Consider the following 16,019-nt stretch of genomic DNA (forward strand, 5'->3'; position numbering starts at 1 on the left):
AGCATCCGGGGCGGCTTGTTTCTGGCCCTGCCTATTTCAAGTACTTGGCCAGCCAGCCGTGCACTTCCTTGTAGAAGTAGCGGCTGTTCTCGCCTTTGAGGATCCAGTGATTTTCGTCGGGGAAGACCAGCAGCTTGGCCGGTACATTCAGGCGGTGCTGCAGCGCATAGTTCATCAGCGCGTTATTCGCTGGCACGCGATAGTCAAGTTCGCCTACGGAGATCAGGATGGGGGCCGTGAAGCCCGTACCTTTGGCGTGGTTGCCGGCCTGTAGTACGGGGCTTTGTTCGCGCCACACGGGCTGGTCGCCCCAGACGGGGCCGCCGCTGTTGACTTCGCGGCCATGGATGCTGTCGCTGGTACCCCATTGCATGATCAGATCCATTTCGCCTGCGTGCGAAACGATGGCCTTGTAGCGCGTGCTGGTGGCTTGCAGCCAGTTGGCCAGGTGGCCGCCGTAGCTGGCGCCGCCTGCGGCGAGGCGGCTGCCATCGATATAGCTGTATTTCTTGACTGCTTCATCAACGGCTTCGTTGATTTCATCGGCCGGACCCTTGAGCGGATCGCCCTGGATGGCGCGGGCGAATTCTTCGCCATAGCCGGTCGAGCCTTTATAGTCCGTCAGCAGCACCACATAGCCGGGCTGGGCCAGCAGGTGGTAATTCCAGCGCAGCACGAACTGGTCGCGCCACATATTCGCCGCGCCGCCATGGATGACGGCGAACAGTGGATATTTTTTGGCCGGATCGAAGTTGGCCGGCTTCACCAGCATATTGTGGATCATGCGGCCATCGCTGGCTTTGAACCAGAAGTGCTCGGGCGCCTGCCAGTCTATGCTGGCGGCGCGCTCCGTGTTGAAGCTGGTCAGGCGCTTGGGACCGTTCTGGCCGAAGGCATACACTTCAGGCGGATTGATGGACGATTCCCACACACCCACCATGGCTTTGCCGCCCGCGGCCAGCGAGTTGATGCTGCCGGTCGGCAGCGATTTTTCAGCACGCAGATCGCCGCCCTGCAGATTCATCGAGTGCAGCTGTTCCAGGCCCGCGTGTTCGTAGCTGAACACCACGCGGTTGCTGCCGGCAGGCAGTACGTAGCGCGAGATCGAGCGGTCCAGCGTCGCTGTCAGGACTTTCGGTGTAGTGCTGGTGAACGGCCATGCAAAGCTGATCAGGCGCGTCACGTCATACACTTTGCCTTCCTGCTCCGCTTCCGTCAGCGCAAACAGGGCTTTGCCTTCATTGCCGAATTTCAGGCCATGGTAGCTGTGGCGGTCGCGCGTGAGCTGCTGCGGTTCGCCGCCTGCCACGGACATGCTGTAGATCTGGGTATAGCCGCTGGCGCGCGCCAGTTCATCGCGGTTGGTGGACGCAATGAACAGCACGGTTTTGCCATCGGGCGCCCACAGCGCTTCGAGTGACTGGCCATCATCGCCCTGGGCACCGCCAAAACCGGGCAGGGTCACCAGACGGGTGCTGCTGAGCAGGTCGCGCGGTTTGGCGCCGGGCTCGGCATCCATCACGAACAGGCGTACCTTTTTATCGTCCAGCCATTTGTCGAAAAAGCGCGGCGGGAAGGTTTCATAGGCGCGCGCCGAATACTTGCGATCCTTGTGTTCCTTGGCCGACTTCTTGATGTCGTCTTCCGAGCCATTGCCCGGATAGATGTCGCTGACGAACAGCAGCTGCTTGCCGTCCGGGCTGTAGCGTGGTGCACGGGCACCCAGCGTCAGGCTGGTCAGGCGCTGTGCTTCGCCACCCGTCTGCAGGTCGAGGCGGTAGATCTGGGCCGCCTCGTCGCCATCGCGCTTGGCGACGAACACTAGATAGCGGCTGTCGGGCGACCAGTTCAGGCTGCCTTCACTGCCTTTGCTGAAAGTCAGGCGGCGCGCTGGCGTGTCGTCGTTGAGGGCTTTGATCCACAGGTCGGACCACTGTTCTTTGCTGTCGTATGCGGGGTCGGTAACAGAAAATACGGCCCATTTACCGTCCGGACTAGGCAAGGGCGCGCCGACGCGCTTCATCAGCCACACATCTTCGTGGGTGATCGCATGTTTGGCCGTATTGTCTTCGGTGGCGGCGAGCACAGGCTGGCTCAAGCCGACAGAAATTAACATGGCGATAAGGGAAAGTCGCGGTATAGTCATGACGAGTTCGCTGGTAAGTCGGTGAAATATCATAGTGGCTAACTCTCTCATTGCTGTCAATCAAGAAGCTTTTCCATTTACCCCTTTCTATGGAGAACCAGCTATGCAAACCATCATCAAAGTCCATCAGGTTGCTGCTTTTACCGCTGACGATCAAGGCGGCAATCCGGCCGGTGTGATGATACGTGCAGCCCTGCCCGACGAACGCGCCATGCAGGAAATTGCCAGAGAGATGGGGTATTCGGAAACCGTGTTTGCCGCGCCGGCCGGCGAGGGCTGGCGCGTGCGCTATTTCTCGCCGGATGGCGAAGTGCCATTCTGCGGCCATGCCACGATAGCGCTGGGTACCGTGCTGGCCCAGCAGCATGGTGATGGCGTGTTCCCGCTGACGACCAACCATAGCGAGGTGGTGGTGGAAGCGCAGGCACGCGATGGTCTGGGTTTTGCCACCCTGCAGGCGCCGATGACCAGCAGCCTGCCGGCGCCGCCGGCGCTGGTGCAGGCCGCGCTGCAACTGTTCGGCTACCGGCTGGCCGATCTGGACGACCGCATTCCGCCAGCCATCGCCAATGGCGGTGCCAGCCATTTGGTGCTGGCGCTGGTTAGCCGCGACAAGCTGCGTGCGATGCGCTACCAGCTCGCGGCCGGGCGCAGCCTGATGCAGCAACATGGTTTGACGACGATTTCGCTAATCTATGCCGAAACGCCGCAGCGTTTCCATGCCCGCAATGCTTTCGCCTCCGGCGGCGTGTACGAAGATCCGGCCACAGGGGCGGCTGCCGCGGCGCTGGCCGGCTATCTGCGCGACCTCGACTGGCCGCACGGCGGCAGCATCGCCATCGAGCAGGGAGTCGACATGGGCGCGCCCTGCCATCTACAGGCCAGCATACCGGACCAGCCCGGTGCCGCCATCCGCGTTTCGGGACGGGTGCGCATGATGGGGGAGTGAGCGGCAATAATGGCTGAGGCGGCTGGGCAGCCTGAATCTCTCGTTCTTAATCCCACTTGTGGATCAGGCGCTCCAGTTCGCCACTTTTTTCGAGCTGGTAGAGCGCCCGTTCCAGCCGCTCGCGGGTTTGCGGTGCCAGCAATTTGCTGGTGGCGAAATATACGGGCGAGCTGAACATGACTTGCGGCAGGATACGGACCTTGCCGCTGTTACCCGTGCGTTCGAGCAGCTTGCGCAGATCGCGACCGCGGTGGAAGAACAGACGTCCGCGTCCGGCCACCAGCTTTTGCAAGTTGAGGACCTGATTGGCGGCGCTCTCGTCTATGGGGATGCCCCCTTGCGCGCGGATGATGTTACCCGCAGCAAAACCCCGGTTGATCAGTACCGTGTTGTCGGGCGCCAACTGGCGCAAGTCTTCCCAGCTAGTGATTTTGACGGGATCGTTGATGCGCGCCAGAAAATGGTATTCATTGTTGTACAGCGCAGGGCCGATAAACTGGAAGCGATGTTCCCGTTCGCCTATGCGCTGGACGGCGCAAGCCACGTCGAGCTGGCCATATTCGAGTTCCGAATAGGCGCGGATCAGTGGTTTCCAGTTCTGGTCGCCCACTATCTGGAGTTCCGGATCGAGCTGTTCGATGGCGCGGAACAGGTCGACGCACATGCCGACTATGCGCTCGCCGCCGCCAGCGATGAATTTGGGTTCCGTGCCTTCCTGCGCAGCCGTGCGGATGACGATGGCTTGTGCCGGCAGACTGATGGCCAGAAAGGCGAACGCAGCGCAGCCTGCCAGCCACGAGCCTAGTCTGCCACGCCATGCCGCCATGCTGTCTCCTTTGCACTAATAATTGTCTAGCTTACACCACTATGGTGCAGACGTCAGTGCTGGATGGGAAGGGAGGTGTTGCAATGTGTCCCCATGGCTGCAGGCCGGGAGGAGGGTGTGGCTGGCTAGTGCACAGACGTAAAAAAAGGAACTACGATCACTCGTAACTCCTTGATTTACTGCAGCAAATTCGGTGGTAGGCCGTGCGGGATTCGAACCTGCGACCAACGGATTAAAAGTCCGCTGCTCTACCAGCTGAGCTAACGACCCCCGAAAGAGGCATTATTATATACAGGCTTGTGCAAACTGCAAAGCTCTTTTTTGAATAGCGACATTTTTTAGTTGGGGCTGGCGGGCATGCCGAGTGCGGCCGTCACTTTCAGCACCTCGTCGGCGCTGGTCACGCCTTCGAGTATTTTGTGTGCGCCGGCGATGCGCAGCGGTAGCATGCCATCGGCCAGACTCTGGCTGCGCAGCGCTTCGAGCTTGCTATCGGCCCGCACCAGCTGGCTGAAGCCCGGCGTGACCTGGAGCAGCTCATACAGTCCGGTACGGCCGCGGTAGCCTGTCTGGCGGCATTCGGGGCAGCCCACGGGGCGATATACGGTGGCTGGTTGGGGGATGTCCCAGCCGCCGGCCAGACTGTCCCAGATTTCAGCGCTGATGCTGCCGTCCGGCTGTTTGCAGTCGTTGCACAGCGTGCGCACGAGGCGCTGGGCCATGATGCCGATCAGCGTGGCTTCCAGCAGATAGTAGGGCACGCCCAGTTCCAGCAGGCGCATCACGGCGGAAGGCGCGTCGTTGGTGTGCAGCGTGGATAGTACGAGGTGGCCCGTCAGGGCGGCCTGTATGGCCATTTCGGCCGTGGCCAGATCGCGGATCTCGCCCACCATGATGATGTCGGGGTCTTGCCGCATCAGGGCGCGCACGCCGTCGGCAAACGACAGCTCGATGCCGGGCTGCACCTGCATCTGGTTGAACGCCGGTTCCACCATCTCGATCGGGTCTTCTACCGTGCAGACATTCACTTCCGGTGTGGCCAGCGCCTTGAGCGTGGTGTACAGCGTAGTCGTCTTGCCCGAGCCGGTAGGGCCGGTGACGAGGATGATGCCGTGCGGGCGCTGGGTCAGCTGGTCCCAGCGCTGCGCTTCGGCGGGCGGGAAGCCCAGTTCCGGCAGGGTCTTGACCACGACTTCGGGATCGAAAATCCGCATCACCAGTTTTTCGCCGAAGGCCGTGGGCAGGGTGGACAGGCGCAGTTCGATTTCCTGCCCGCCCGCCGTGCGGGTCTTGATGCGGCCATCCTGCGGACGGCGTTTTTCGATCACGTCCATGCGGCCCAGCAGCTTGATGCGCGCCGTCATGGCGATCATCACCACGGCCGGCACCTGATACACCTGATGCAGCACGCCATCGATACGGAAGCGGATGGCGGCCAGTTCGCGCTTGGGTTCCAGATGGATGTCGGAAGCGCGCTGTTCGAAGGCGTACTGCCACAGCCAGTCGACGATGTTGATCACATGCTGGTCATTCGCATCGACCTGCTTGTTGCTCTTGCCCATTTCGACCAGCTGTTCGAAATTATTGCGCAAGGCCAGGTCATTGCCCGTGTGCTTGTTGGCCTTCTTGATGGACTTGGCCAGACTGAAGAACTGGGTAATGTACTGGGCGATATCGAGCGGGTTGGCGATCACGCGGCGGATGGCGCGGCGCGAAATCTTGCCGATTTCATGTTCCCATTCCGTCACGTAGGGGTCGGCCGTGGCCACTACCAGCGTGTCGGCGCTGATTTCCAGCGGCAAGATGTTGAAGCGCGCCGCATAGCTGGCCGACATCACATCGGCCACACGCGTAAAGTCGACCTTGAGCGGATCGATGCGCGTAAAACCCAGTCCGCAGCGGGCGGCCAGCCATTCGCACAGCAGGTCTAGCGTGAGCAGTTTATGGGGCGGGCGGGCCGACAATATCTTGCTGTGGGCAATCGCGCACAGCGGGTGCATGCTGCCGACGGCGTTTTTCAGGATGCCCTGGCTGTGGGCATACATTTCCTTGAAGTCGGTCTTGCGTATCATGCCATCGGCCAGCAGCCAGCCATATAGTTGCTGCAGGTCGAGTGGCGCAGCCGGCGGCAGCGGCGCAGTAGCTGAAGTAGTAGCAGGAGTGACAGACATCGGGCGCCGCTTTCAAAAGGAGTTAGGTCGCTGCCAGACCTTTTACCCAGCTCTTGGCCGGTAGTTTGGTGGCTGCCACGATTTCGACAGCCCGCAGTTTCAAAGCTTCCAGATCGATGTTGCGCTGGCGCTTGAAGGCGATGGCAATCACGTTACCATCATGCACGGGTGGCAGGCAAATCACTTGTGCAAAGGTGAACTTGATGGCTTTGGTATTGCGCGCATAGCTGGGGTGGTCGCCAAACAGGTTGACGGTCATGATGCCGTCGTCGTTCAGGCAGCTCGCGCAGGCCTGATAGAACTCGGCCGTGTCCAGCACGGGGCCGCGCGCAGTGGCGTCGTACAGGTCGACCTGCAGGGCATCGAGCGTGCCGGCGTTGGCCGGGTCGTTGACATAGTCGAGCGCATCCATTTCCAGCACTTGCAGGCGCGCATCATTGGGCGGCAGCTTGAACATGGATGCGCAGATATTGATGACTGCGGGATTCAGTTCAACCGCCGTCACCGTGGCGTCGGGGAAGGTGGTGTAGCAAAACTTGGTCAGGGTGGCCGTGCCCAGACCCAGTTGGGCGATATGGCGCGGCTGGGGCTGCCATAGCATCCAGGCCATCATCTGCTGGGCATATTCGAGTTCCGGCCAGTTGGGCTTGCGGATGCGCATGGCGCCCTGCACCCATTCCGTACCGAAGTGCAGATAACGTACGCCCTCCTGTTCCGACAGGGTCACGGGCGCATACTTGGGCTTGCGCGCAGGACGGGAGGATTCTTCTTTTTCGATGGATTTACGTTTGATCAGCATGGGACGGGTGGCGACAGAGTGAACTGGCATTATCCCGCGATGCTTTAGATCAAGGCAAGCCTGAAAACGGCACTGCCGGCGCAGAGGCCGGCAGTGCAGGGTATAGCGCGCTGAAATTAACGCTGGACAGGTTCCACTACCACGCGCAGACGCACGCGCTCGCCCGGATCATAGGACATGACGGTGGTGTAGTTGCGGCCACGGTAATCGTAGGTCACTTCATAGCCGGCCGTACGCGATTCCCAGTGGTCCACGGTACGGCACTGTTTTACCTGCTGTTCCTGTACGCCGCCGCTGCTAGGGGTGTTGGCATTGTCGACGCGGTCACCGACCAAGGCGCCGGCAATGGCGCCCGCTGCCGTGGCCACCGAGCGACCGGAGCCGCCGCCAACCTGATTACCGGCCAGACCGCCGATCAGACCACCGACGATGGCGCCGCCCACGCCGCGCTGGGGCGCTGGCTGCTGGACTTGCACGTATTCCGTGCGGCACTCCTGACGTGGATGGTTGACTTGTTCAACCTGCGGGGTCACCCGAACCACACGGCCGAAATCTTCAAAATCGGCTGCTTGAGCGGCAAAAGGCAGGGCGCCTACGCACAGGACGGATGCGATCAGTTTGGCTTGCAAGTTCATTTGGTAACCTCGTTTCAATTTGGATGTCTTATCAGGGATTCTGATATTGCATGAAGAGTATGGTACCCCCCGTACACGGCGACAACTAGTGCTGATTAAGTATCTATGGCAACAAATTGTAACATCGCCCCCGTTTGCCCGCCGCCACGCTGCCATAGGGGAAGTGTGCCGAATTGGTCCACAATCTCGGCCAAAATGTTCTGTTTTTAACAAATATTGCGTGTGAAACCACAATCAAGTTGATCTGAAAGGAACAACACGTTACCCTAATACGCGTAGGGAATTCGTGAAACATAGGATACCGCCGCGGTGAGACGCCGATCCGTACACCGCGTAAAGTGCACAGGTGCTCAAATTATCTACTCATTAATTCACAAGCTAGGCACTCCCGACAAAAAAGTGGACACACCTTACATGCCAGCTCAAGCCGAAGGACCCGAGAGTTTGCTGATGAGCGTGCCAGCCAATCTGGTGCAATCGATACGCGCATTCCGCGTCAACGAATTGCAGGAAGAGGCGGCCCGGCTGGAGCAGCATTTTCTCTATGCCCACTGCATCGCCGGCCTGACCAAGCAGCAGGTGCTGGGTATTATTTCCGAGTCATTCCGCTTTCCTAAAGGCGTGGGCAAGAATTTTGATGGTTTGCGGACAACTTTAACGGAAACCATGGCCGCCGCCGGCCACCAGAACGGTTTCCTCGTGGTGCTAGAGCAATTGCCGAATACTCAGAAATTCGACAAGGAAGCACGTGAAACCCTGCTCGACGTGTTCCGCGACGCGGCCGACTACTGGGCCGAGAAAAAAGTGCCATTCCGGGTGTTCTACTCGTTCGAATAGGCCCATAACTCCCTGTAAAACGGCGCGCCGGCCGCGCCGGGTAGTCCCGACCGCCTGAACAAGGTACAATGGCGGGCTATGAAAAATATCGTCATCCTGATTTCCGGTCGCGGCAGCAATATGGAAGCCGTGGTACGCGCCTGCCAGGAGCAGCGCTGGCCCGCCCGTATCGCTGCAGTGATCAGCAACCGTGCCGATGCCTCCGGGCTGGGTTTTGCGGCGGCGCAGGGAATCCCGACGGCTGTGGTCGCCAATAAAGACTATGCCAGTCGCGCCGAGTTCGACGCGGCCCTGCAGACTGTGATCGATGGCTATGCGCCCGATCTGGTGGTGCTGGCCGGCTTCATGCGGATACTCACGCCCCCGTTCGTGGAACATTACGCGGGGCGCATGCTCAATATCCACCCTTCGCTGCTGCCGCTGTTCCCCGGTCTCGATACCCACGGGCAGGCATTGCGGGCCGGGGTGGCCGAGCATGGTGCGACTGTGCACTTTGTTACCGCCGAACTCGATCATGGCCCGATGGTGGCGCAAGCTGCCGTGCCGGTCATGCCCGACGATACCGTAGACACCCTGTCCGCCCGGGTGCTCAAGCAGGAACATGTCATTTATCCGCAGGCAGTACGCTGGTTTGTCGAAGACCGGCTAACGATAGTGCAGGGCGCGGTCCAGGTCGACCACAGTAAGTAAAAACTAAACAAGGAACTCCATGAGATTGCCACCAGCGATACTCGCCAACGCCGAAGAAGTGTTGCGCGAGATTTTGCGCTTTTCCGCGCCAGCCGACACCACCCTGTCGCGTTACTTCAAAGATCACCCCCGTCTGGGCGGCCGCGAGCGCGGCGCCATAGCCGAGTGTATTTACAACGTGCTGCGTAACAAGTCCTTCTACACCGATTTTTCCGAAGCGGGTGGCGGCGCCACCATGCGCCGTCTGACCCTGCTGGGCATGAGCGATGCCGTGGGCGTGGAATCGCTGGGCGGTCTGACGGAAGAGGAAGTGGCATGGGTCGAGCGCATCATGCAGATCGATCGCAAGCTGATGCACAAGTCTAGCCGTTCGAATATGCCGAAGTGGTTGTTCGACAAGCTGGTCGAGCAGATGGGCGAAGAAGAAACCCTGCTGCTGGCCGACGGCATGAACAAGCCGGCGCCACTCGATCTGCGCGTGAATGCGCTCAAGGATAACCGCGAGGACGTGGCGGCCAAGCTGCTGGAAGCGCCTATCCGCAGCACGCCGACGCCGTACGCGCCGCTGGGTCTGCGCGTGCTGCAGAAGCCTGCACTGCAAAACCTGCCGCTGTTCAAGGAAGGCCACATCGAAGTGCAGGACGAGGGTAGCCAGATTCTGTCGGCCATCGTCGGCGCCAAGCGTGGCGAAATGGTGGTGGACTTCTGCGCGGGTGCCGGCGGCAAGACGCTGGCACTCGGTGCCACCATGCGCAACACGGGCCGTCTGTATGCGTTCGACGTGTCGGAAAAGCGTCTGTCCAAGCTGAAACCACGTCTGGCCCGTAGTGGTCTATCCAACGTACATCCGGTGCTGATCGCGCACGAGCGCGATGCCAAGATCAAGCGTCTGGCCGGCAAAATCGACCGCGTACTGGTTGATGCGCCTTGCTCGGGACTGGGTACCTTGCGCCGCAATCCGGACGTGAAATGGCGCCAGCAACCGGGCGCCATCGCCGAACTGCAGCAGAAGCAGGCCGCCATTCTCGATGGCGCGGCCCGTCTGCTGAAAGGCGGCGGCCGTCTGGTGTATGCCACCTGCAGCTTCCTCGACGACGAGAACGACTTCATCGCCCAACAGTTCATCGAAACCCACCCGGATTTCGAACTGGTGCCTATGAGTAAAGTGCTGGCCGAACAGAAGATCGCGCTGGAAATGGGCGACTATCTGAAACTGCTGCCGCACAAGCATGAAACGGACGGCTTCTTCGCGGCCGTGTTCGAGCGCAAGCCGATGGCGAAAAAAGCCGCCAAGGAAGAAGCGCAGGATAGCGACGAGTAATTCGCCGCATGGGCGGTATAGCCGGTTCAGGACGGCTTAAGCGGGGTCGCTCATACTGAGCGTCCGCACTACTGATCTGAAAAGGCCGGGTAACCGGCCTTTTTTACGTTAATCTAGCAATGTTTTTAACTCGCTCTGCATGAAGATGACCCCACAACAGCCGCTGCTGAACCTGATCGATGACCTGACGGGCGACCTGCAAGACCCTAGCCTGCTGTGGCAACTGGGTGCCGTGCTGTTGTCCGTGCTGCTGGGCTTCGGGCTGGCACGTTTGTTCCGGCGCCGCTTTGGCCGTGCGGATGGCCATAATGCCGTGATCGAGTGGGGCGTGGAAAGCTTCGGCCGCGTGCTGGCGCCGCTGGCTGTGGTGGGCTGGCTGTGGCTGGCGCGGCTGCTGTTCGTGAAATACCACCAGCATGTGAACCTGCTCAAGATTGCCCTGCCTATTTTCGGTTCGCTGGCGGTGATCCGCTTCACCTTCTATCTGCTGCGGCGCGTGTTTGCCCGCGAGGGGCAGGTCAGCGCCACCATGCTGGCTTTCGAAAAAGTGTTCCAGTTGCTGGTGTGGCTGGCCTTCGTGCTGTATATCACCGGCCTGTGGGTGGAGGTGTTCGATTACATGGACAACACCATTCTGCCGCTGGGGAAATACAAAGTGTCGATCGCCGACATCCTGCAGGCCACCGTGTCGGTGGTGGTGCTGCTGATACTGGCCCTGTGGGCGGGCGCAGCGCTGGAAGAGCAGTTGATGAAAGTGCAGGGCATGCACACCAATCTGCGCGTGGTGGTGGCCCGTACTGCGCGCGCGCTGCTGATATTGGTGGCCGTGCTGGTCAGCCTGACACTGGTGGGGATAGATCTGACGGTGCTGTCCGTATTCGGCGGCGCGCTGGGCGTGGGGCTGGGGCTGGGCTTGCAGAAGATCGCCAGCAATTACGTATCCGGCTTCGTGATTCTGCTCGATCGCAGCCTGACCATAGGCGACATGATTACGGTCGATAAATACAGTGGCCGCGTGACCCAGATTAACACGCGCTACACCGTGCTGCAGGGGCTGGACGGGGTGGAATCCATCGTGCCGAACGAAATGCTGGTGTCGGGGGCTGTGCAGAACTCCTCGCTGTCGAACAGCCAGCTATGGCTGTCTACCAAAGTCTCCGTCGCCTACGATACCGACGTCGATCAGGTGCTGCGCCTGCTGGAAGAGGCTGCGCTGTCGGTAGAGCGTGTGCTGAAGGAAGAAAAACTGCCGTCGGCCCAGTTGCTCAGTTTTGGCGCTGACGGACTGGATCTGCAACTGGGTTTCTGGATCAACGATCCGCAAAACGGCCGCGGTGGCGTGATCTCGGACGTGAACCGCGCGGTCTGGCGTGCACTCAAGGAACACAATATTTCTGTTCCTTTCCCGCAACGGGAGATGCGCATACTGGGCCCGGCCCTGCCGCCCTTCGTCCCTGCTGAAACCCCCTCTGTTCCTAAACAGAATTGATGTGGATCTGATGACGCAAGGAAAAAACCTTGCGTAAGTCAGCCATAATTCAGCGTACAATATTCGCCAAAAAGGACCAATATAGGCCTATGTATGCCTGTTAAATGCGCAAAATTGGCGTAACTGCCAGCTTGCGCAACACGCCCACCTTGGAGTAGTAATGAGCTTGAATTTATCCGACGTTTTAGATTTTCTGTCAAATGGCGTGACGCGCGCCAGCGCCTGGCAGGTGTTCGCCTACACCATGATCGTGACCCATATTACGATCGCCAGTGTGACCATCTTCCTGCACCGCCATCAGGCCCACCGTGCGCTCGATCTGCATGCCATCCCCAGCCACTTCTTTCGTTTCTGGCTGTGGCTGACGACGGGGCAGGTGACCAAGGAGTGGGCTTCGATCCACCGCAAACACCACGCCAAGTGCGATACGCAGGAAGATCCCCATAGCCCGGTTACGCGCGGCATTAATAAAGTGCTGCTGGAAGGTGCCGAGCTCTACCGCGCCGAATCGCTGAATCTGGAAACCATGGAGAAATATGGCCACGGCACGCCGGACGACTGGATCGAGCGTCAGTTGTACACGGGACGTAGCTGGATGGGCATCGTGCTGATGTTCATCATTAACTTCACCCTGTTCGGCGTGATCGGCATTACCGTCTGGGCCGTGCAGATGATGTGGATCCCTGTGATGGCGGCCGGCATTATCAACGGCATAGGCCACTACTGGGGCTACCGCAACTATGATTGCGCTGATGCTTCGACCAATATTTTCCCGCTGGGCCTGCTGATCGGCGGCGAGGAATTGCACAACAACCACCACACTTTCGCCACCTCGGCCAAGCTGTCGTCGAAATGGTATGAATTCGATATCGGCTGGGGCTATATCCGCGTGATGGAAATGGTGGGGCTGGCCAAAGTGAAGAAACGCGCACCCGCGCCGAAGTTTGCCAAGGGCAAGCTGGAAGCGGACTTCGATACGCTGCAATCGGTGATTACCAACCGCTACGATGTGATGGCCAAGTATGCCAAATCGCTCAAGCAGGCGTGGAAAGAGGAACTGGTGCACCTCAAGCACAAGGCGGAACTGGAAGCGCGCTTCCTCAAGTCTTCGCGCAAGCTGCTGCAGCGTGAACCGGGCAAGCTGGAAGCGCCGCAACAGCAGCAGCTTAGCGAGCTGTTCCAGCACAGCAAGGCGCTGGAAACCATGCACCTGATGCGCGTGGAGCTCGGTGTGATCTGGGAACGTTCGCACTTTAGCCGCGACCAGCTGCTGCAGAAGCTGCAAGACTGGTGCGATCGCGCCGAGGCGTCCGGCATCAAGGCACTGGAAGACTTCTCGCTGCGCCTGCGTAGTTACGCCTAAGGCTGTTACCAGCAATAAAAACGGCACCCTAGGGTGCCGTTTTTATTTGCGGTATGCGTCTTAGGCGGATTGCTTGCGGCGGCTGATGGCGCCTACCAAGGCCAGGCCGGCCAGCATCATGGCATAGGTTTCCGGCTCCGGCACGGCAGTCACATTCACATTCGACAGGGCGGTCCAGCTCTGGCCGCCGTAGGCCAGGATTTCCACATAACGGCCGCTGCTGTTAATGGTCTGGGTCAATACGTCGCCGTTATGGCCAGCACCGCTGAAGGAAGCGATAGGGCTGAGGCTGCTCCAGTTATTGCCAATGGCAGTGTCCGAAACAAAAATTTGCTGGACCACGTCGTTATTCGGCAGCAGGTCCAGTGTGTACTGCACGCTGGCGATGTTTTTGACGGCGCCGAGGTCTACCTGCAGCCATTGGTAGCCATGGCTGCCCGAGTTCCAGCCGCCACCGTTAAAGGCGGATTCGGCCGTGTGACCATTCCAGCTGCTGCTCTGGGTATAGCTTTGCGACGACAGATTGGCAGCGATATTGGTAGTAGCGTTTGCGGTGGCGGTAACAGCGAACAGGGCGACGAGACCAGCCAGCAGAGTTTTCTTCATATGTTTCCCCTTGATTAGTTACTTAAACACAATTTAAATATTTATTAAGCAATTTTCTATGAGGAATTATAGCGTACTACTTTGTTAACGCAATTATTTTTTTTGTATCAGAGTGCCGAACGTGGTCTGCTGGTAACAATTGATGGATCAAATCATGCGTACAGATAATAAAAAAGCCGCTGAGCAGATGCTGAGCGGCCTTTTCTGAAACGGGGATCGATTATTTGATCTTGGTTTCTTTGAACATTACGTGCTTGCGAGCTTTAGGATCAAACTTGATGATCTCCATTTTCGCTGGCATGGTGCGCTTGTTCTTGGTGGTGGTGTAGAAGAAACCCGTACCTGCGGTCGATTCCAGTTTGATTTTGTCGCGGCCAGTTTTTGCCATGGTAGCTCCCTAATTAGACTTTTTCGCCACGGGCGCGCATGTCGGCCAGTACGGCATCGATGCCGACTTTGTCGATTACGCGCAGACCAGCGTTGGACAGACGCAGGGAGACCCAGCGGTTTTCAGATTCAACAAAAATACGACGGTTCTGCAGGTTAGGCAGGAAACGACGCTTGGTTTTGTTGTTTGCATGGGAAACGTTGTTGCCGACCAGCGGCTTCTTCCCAGTAACTTGGCAAACACGTGCCATAACGCACTCCTTAAAAGACATTCCAGAATTGGAAAAACAAGAGTATATCTAAAAAACTGAGCTTTTTCAATGACTTGTGAAAAACAATTGTGTCTCGTATTGATGGTAAAATTTAACAATTGTGTCTTCCCTCAGAAAGTGCGCGTAAACCCTTGAGCGCATAGGGGTAAACCTAGAGTTGGCCATGCTCGGCAAACGAGTAAACCTGCTGGCCGGCCACAATGAAATGGTCGAGGATGCGGATATCGACCAGCGCCAGCGCCTGAATTAATGCACGCGTCAGCAGCAGATCCGATTCGCTGGGCTCGGGCGAGCCGGACGGATGGTTGTGTGCGAGCATGACGCTGGCCGCATTGCTGGCCAACGCCGCCTTGACCACTTCGCGTGGATACACGCTGGTATGGGTCAAGGTGCCACGAAACATTTCGCGCGCTTCCAGCAAGCGGTTCTTCACGTCGAGAAAGAGCACGTGGAAGGCTTCGCTGGTGGCTTGACGAAAAAGCAGGCGTAGGTAGTTTTTGACGGACTGCGGGGTGCTCAGGGTCGTGCCGGCACATAATTCTTCCAGCATGGCGCGGCGCGAAAGCTCCATGACTGCTTGTAACTGTGCGTACTTGGCGGCGCCCAAGCCGTGGAGGGCAGAAAATTCTTCCAGCCGGGCACCGAACAGCGTTTGCAGCGAGCCAAAATGGCAGAGCAGTTCATGCCCCAGTTGTACGGCATCCTTGCCTTTGACGCCGACGCGCAGGAAGACTGCCAGCAGTTCGGCATCCGCCAGTGTGGCGGCGCCATGCCGTATCAGGCGTTCGCGTGGACGACGTTCTTCGGGCCAATCCGGAATTGCCATCGCCGCTCCCGCGTATGAGTGAGACAGCCCGGGCTTGGGCCGTAGCAGGCATTATCGGGGGCAGGGGAGCAGGCGGGGAAACAGGCGCAGCGGAGCATGAGTTGGATCAAGTCCGCTGCCAGCCCAAATAAAGCTGCCGCGCCAGCGGGCGCGGCATAGTCTGAAGATTATTTCTTGGCGCTTTTACGGCGTTTTGCCAGACCCAGCAGGGCCAGACCAGCGCCCATCATGGCGTAGGTGCTAGGCTCAGGCACGGCTTCCATCACGCCGAATTTCGGACCGGCGTAGCCATCATTGTTCGGCAAATCATTCCAGGTGCCGCTGGTGTAGGTGTGGACATAGTTTTCATAGCCACCTGCATTGTTAGGCTCGCCGCCGGCCCAGTTGGTATAAGTGACGGCATCGCCATTCGACCAGGCGAAGTCACCGGCGCCAGGGCCGGTACGCTGCAGACCTAGCCACAGAGCATTTGCGCTACCAAAGGTGCTGATCAGGAAGTTGTTTTCTGCAGCGCTATTGACGGCAACCAGATGGCCGCCCAAAGCAATGGCGGCCGCTTCGGCATCGGTCCAGTTGCTGGCTTCGAATTGAACATAGTGGTGTCCGCCGAAATCGGCCGTGGCGATCGGTGCCAGCGCATGCGCAGAACTGGCGGCCAGCAGCAGGGAGGACAGGCCCAGTGATTTGATAATCGACATAGGA

General features: G+C 59.0%; 15 protein-coding genes, 1 tRNA gene and 1 pseudogene. 6 read left to right on the forward strand and 11 right to left on the reverse strand.

Going from position 1 to position 16,019, the window contains the following annotated elements:
* Positions 1-31: 31 nt before the first annotated feature.
* Positions 32-2,146 (reverse strand): dipeptidyl-peptidase 5, encoded by a 2,115-nt coding sequence (locus GM655_RS03245; protein ID WP_155433169.1) that lies wholly within the window; start codon positions 2,144-2,146, stop codon positions 32-34.
* Between the two features lie 103 nt (positions 2,147-2,249).
* Between GM655_RS03245 and GM655_RS03250 the strand changes: the two genes are divergently transcribed.
* Entirely contained in the window at positions 2,250-3,095 is an 846-nt protein-coding gene (locus tag GM655_RS03250) for a PhzF family phenazine biosynthesis protein (RefSeq protein WP_155433170.1), read from the forward strand.
* A 46-nt stretch (positions 3,096-3,141) separates the two neighbouring features.
* On the opposite strand, the gene GM655_RS03255 is transcribed toward GM655_RS03250, so the two are convergent.
* From GM655_RS03255 to GM655_RS03275, 5 genes are all read right to left on the reverse strand, one after another.
* The gene (locus GM655_RS03255; protein ID WP_155433171.1) at positions 3,142-3,921 is read right to left on the reverse strand and encodes a substrate-binding periplasmic protein; all 780 of its coding nucleotides are present in this window, start codon (positions 3,919-3,921) and stop codon (positions 3,142-3,144) included.
* Between the two features lie 194 nt (positions 3,922-4,115).
* A tRNA-Lys gene (locus GM655_RS03260) sits at positions 4,116-4,191 on the reverse strand.
* A gap of 68 nt (positions 4,192-4,259) precedes the next feature.
* The gene (gene tfpB, locus GM655_RS03265) at positions 4,260-6,092 is read right to left on the reverse strand and encodes a type IV pilus assembly ATPase TfpB (RefSeq protein ID WP_155433172.1); all 1,833 of its coding nucleotides are present in this window, start codon (positions 6,090-6,092) and stop codon (positions 4,260-4,262) included.
* Positions 6,093-6,114: 22 nt separating this feature from the next.
* Complete coding sequence (locus tag GM655_RS03270; protein WP_155434103.1) at positions 6,115-6,891, reverse strand: spermine/spermidine synthase domain-containing protein; 777 nt, start codon at positions 6,889-6,891, stop codon at positions 6,115-6,117.
* Between the two features lie 116 nt (positions 6,892-7,007).
* Positions 7,008-7,526, reverse strand: a complete 519-nt coding sequence (locus GM655_RS03275) for a glycine zipper 2TM domain-containing protein (RefSeq protein WP_155433173.1) — start codon at positions 7,524-7,526, stop codon at positions 7,008-7,010.
* A 450-nt stretch (positions 7,527-7,976) separates the two neighbouring features.
* On the opposite strand from GM655_RS03275, the gene GM655_RS03280 reads away from it, so the two are divergent.
* The 5 genes from GM655_RS03280 (at position 7,977) to GM655_RS03300 (ending at position 13,226) form a co-directional block, all read left to right on the forward strand.
* Positions 7,977-8,363 (forward strand): barstar family protein, encoded by a 387-nt coding sequence (locus tag GM655_RS03280; RefSeq protein ID WP_155434104.1) that lies wholly within the window; start codon positions 7,977-7,979, stop codon positions 8,361-8,363.
* Positions 8,364-8,441: 78 nt separating this feature from the next.
* Entirely contained in the window at positions 8,442-9,053 is a 612-nt protein-coding gene (gene purN / locus GM655_RS03285) for a phosphoribosylglycinamide formyltransferase (RefSeq protein WP_155433174.1), read from the forward strand.
* Positions 9,054-9,072: 19 nt separating this feature from the next.
* Complete coding sequence (locus GM655_RS03290) at positions 9,073-10,374, forward strand: RsmB/NOP family class I SAM-dependent RNA methyltransferase (protein WP_155433175.1); 1,302 nt, start codon at positions 9,073-9,075, stop codon at positions 10,372-10,374.
* Positions 10,375-10,519: 145 nt separating this feature from the next.
* Positions 10,520-11,863, forward strand: coding sequence for a mechanosensitive ion channel family protein (locus GM655_RS03295; RefSeq protein ID WP_155433176.1), 1,344 nt, complete (start codon positions 10,520-10,522; stop codon positions 11,861-11,863).
* Positions 11,864-12,023: 160 nt separating this feature from the next.
* On the forward strand, positions 12,024-13,226 hold the full coding sequence (locus GM655_RS03300; protein ID WP_196308696.1) for a DesA family fatty acid desaturase: 1,203 nt from the start codon (positions 12,024-12,026) through the stop codon (positions 13,224-13,226).
* Positions 13,227-13,286: 60 nt separating this feature from the next.
* Here the strand turns inward: GM655_RS03300 and GM655_RS22885 are convergent.
* From GM655_RS22885 to GM655_RS03325, 5 genes and pseudogenes are all read right to left on the reverse strand, one after another.
* A pseudogene (locus GM655_RS22885) lies at positions 13,287-13,718 on the reverse strand (discoidin domain-containing protein); the annotation flags it as partial.
* Positions 13,719-14,052: 334 nt separating this feature from the next.
* Positions 14,053-14,220: a 50S ribosomal protein L33 gene (gene rpmG, locus GM655_RS03310; protein WP_155433177.1), complete on the reverse strand. Its 168-nt coding sequence runs from the start codon at positions 14,218-14,220 to the stop codon at positions 14,053-14,055.
* Positions 14,221-14,233: 13 nt separating this feature from the next.
* On the reverse strand, positions 14,234-14,470 hold the full coding sequence (gene rpmB, locus GM655_RS03315) for a 50S ribosomal protein L28 (protein WP_155433178.1): 237 nt from the start codon (positions 14,468-14,470) through the stop codon (positions 14,234-14,236).
* Positions 14,471-14,642: 172 nt separating this feature from the next.
* Positions 14,643-15,317, reverse strand: a complete 675-nt coding sequence (gene radC, locus GM655_RS03320) for a RadC family protein (protein WP_155433179.1) — start codon at positions 15,315-15,317, stop codon at positions 14,643-14,645.
* Positions 15,318-15,484: 167 nt separating this feature from the next.
* A complete protein-coding gene (locus GM655_RS03325; RefSeq protein WP_155434107.1) occupies positions 15,485-16,015 on the reverse strand; it encodes a C-type lectin domain-containing protein in 531 nt (176 codons plus the stop codon).
* Positions 16,016-16,019: the final 4 nt, after the last annotated feature.

It is taken from the genome of Pseudoduganella danionis (assembly GCF_009720775.1).
Taxonomy (GTDB): domain Bacteria; phylum Pseudomonadota; class Gammaproteobacteria; order Burkholderiales; family Burkholderiaceae_D; genus Rugamonas; species Rugamonas danionis.

What these genes read in the sequence shown, in the direction of transcription:
- GM655_RS03245 (WP_155433169.1), bottom strand. Translation starts at nt 2,146, where the DNA reads ATGACTATACCGCGACTTTCCCTTATCGCCATGTTAATTTCTGTCGGC.
- GM655_RS03250 (WP_155433170.1), top strand. Translation starts at nt 2,250, where the DNA reads ATGCAAACCATCATCAAAGTCCATCAGGTTGCTGCTTTTACCGCTGAC.
- GM655_RS03255 (WP_155433171.1), bottom strand. Translation starts at nt 3,921, where the DNA reads ATGGCGGCATGGCGTGGCAGACTAGGCTCGTGGCTGGCAGGCTGCGCT.
- tfpB (WP_155433172.1), bottom strand. Translation starts at nt 6,092, where the DNA reads ATGTCTGTCACTCCTGCTACTACTTCAGCTACTGCGCCGCTGCCGCCG.
- GM655_RS03270 (WP_155434103.1), bottom strand. Translation starts at nt 6,891, where the DNA reads ATGCTGATCAAACGTAAATCCATCGAAAAAGAAGAATCCTCCCGTCCT.
- GM655_RS03275 (WP_155433173.1), bottom strand. Translation starts at nt 7,526, where the DNA reads ATGAACTTGCAAGCCAAACTGATCGCATCCGTCCTGTGCGTAGGCGCC.
- GM655_RS03280 (WP_155434104.1), top strand. Translation starts at nt 7,977, where the DNA reads ATGAGCGTGCCAGCCAATCTGGTGCAATCGATACGCGCATTCCGCGTC.
- purN (WP_155433174.1), top strand. Translation starts at nt 8,442, where the DNA reads ATGAAAAATATCGTCATCCTGATTTCCGGTCGCGGCAGCAATATGGAA.
- GM655_RS03290 (WP_155433175.1), top strand. Translation starts at nt 9,073, where the DNA reads ATGAGATTGCCACCAGCGATACTCGCCAACGCCGAAGAAGTGTTGCGC.
- GM655_RS03295 (WP_155433176.1), top strand. Translation starts at nt 10,520, where the DNA reads ATGACCCCACAACAGCCGCTGCTGAACCTGATCGATGACCTGACGGGC.
- GM655_RS03300 (WP_196308696.1), top strand. Translation starts at nt 12,024, where the DNA reads ATGAGCTTGAATTTATCCGACGTTTTAGATTTTCTGTCAAATGGCGTG.
- rpmG (WP_155433177.1), bottom strand. Translation starts at nt 14,220, where the DNA reads ATGGCAAAAACTGGCCGCGACAAAATCAAACTGGAATCGACCGCAGGT.
- rpmB (WP_155433178.1), bottom strand. Translation starts at nt 14,470, where the DNA reads ATGGCACGTGTTTGCCAAGTTACTGGGAAGAAGCCGCTGGTCGGCAAC.
- radC (WP_155433179.1), bottom strand. Translation starts at nt 15,317, where the DNA reads ATGGCAATTCCGGATTGGCCCGAAGAACGTCGTCCACGCGAACGCCTG.
- GM655_RS03325 (WP_155434107.1), bottom strand. Translation starts at nt 16,015, where the DNA reads ATGTCGATTATCAAATCACTGGGCCTGTCCTCCCTGCTGCTGGCCGCC.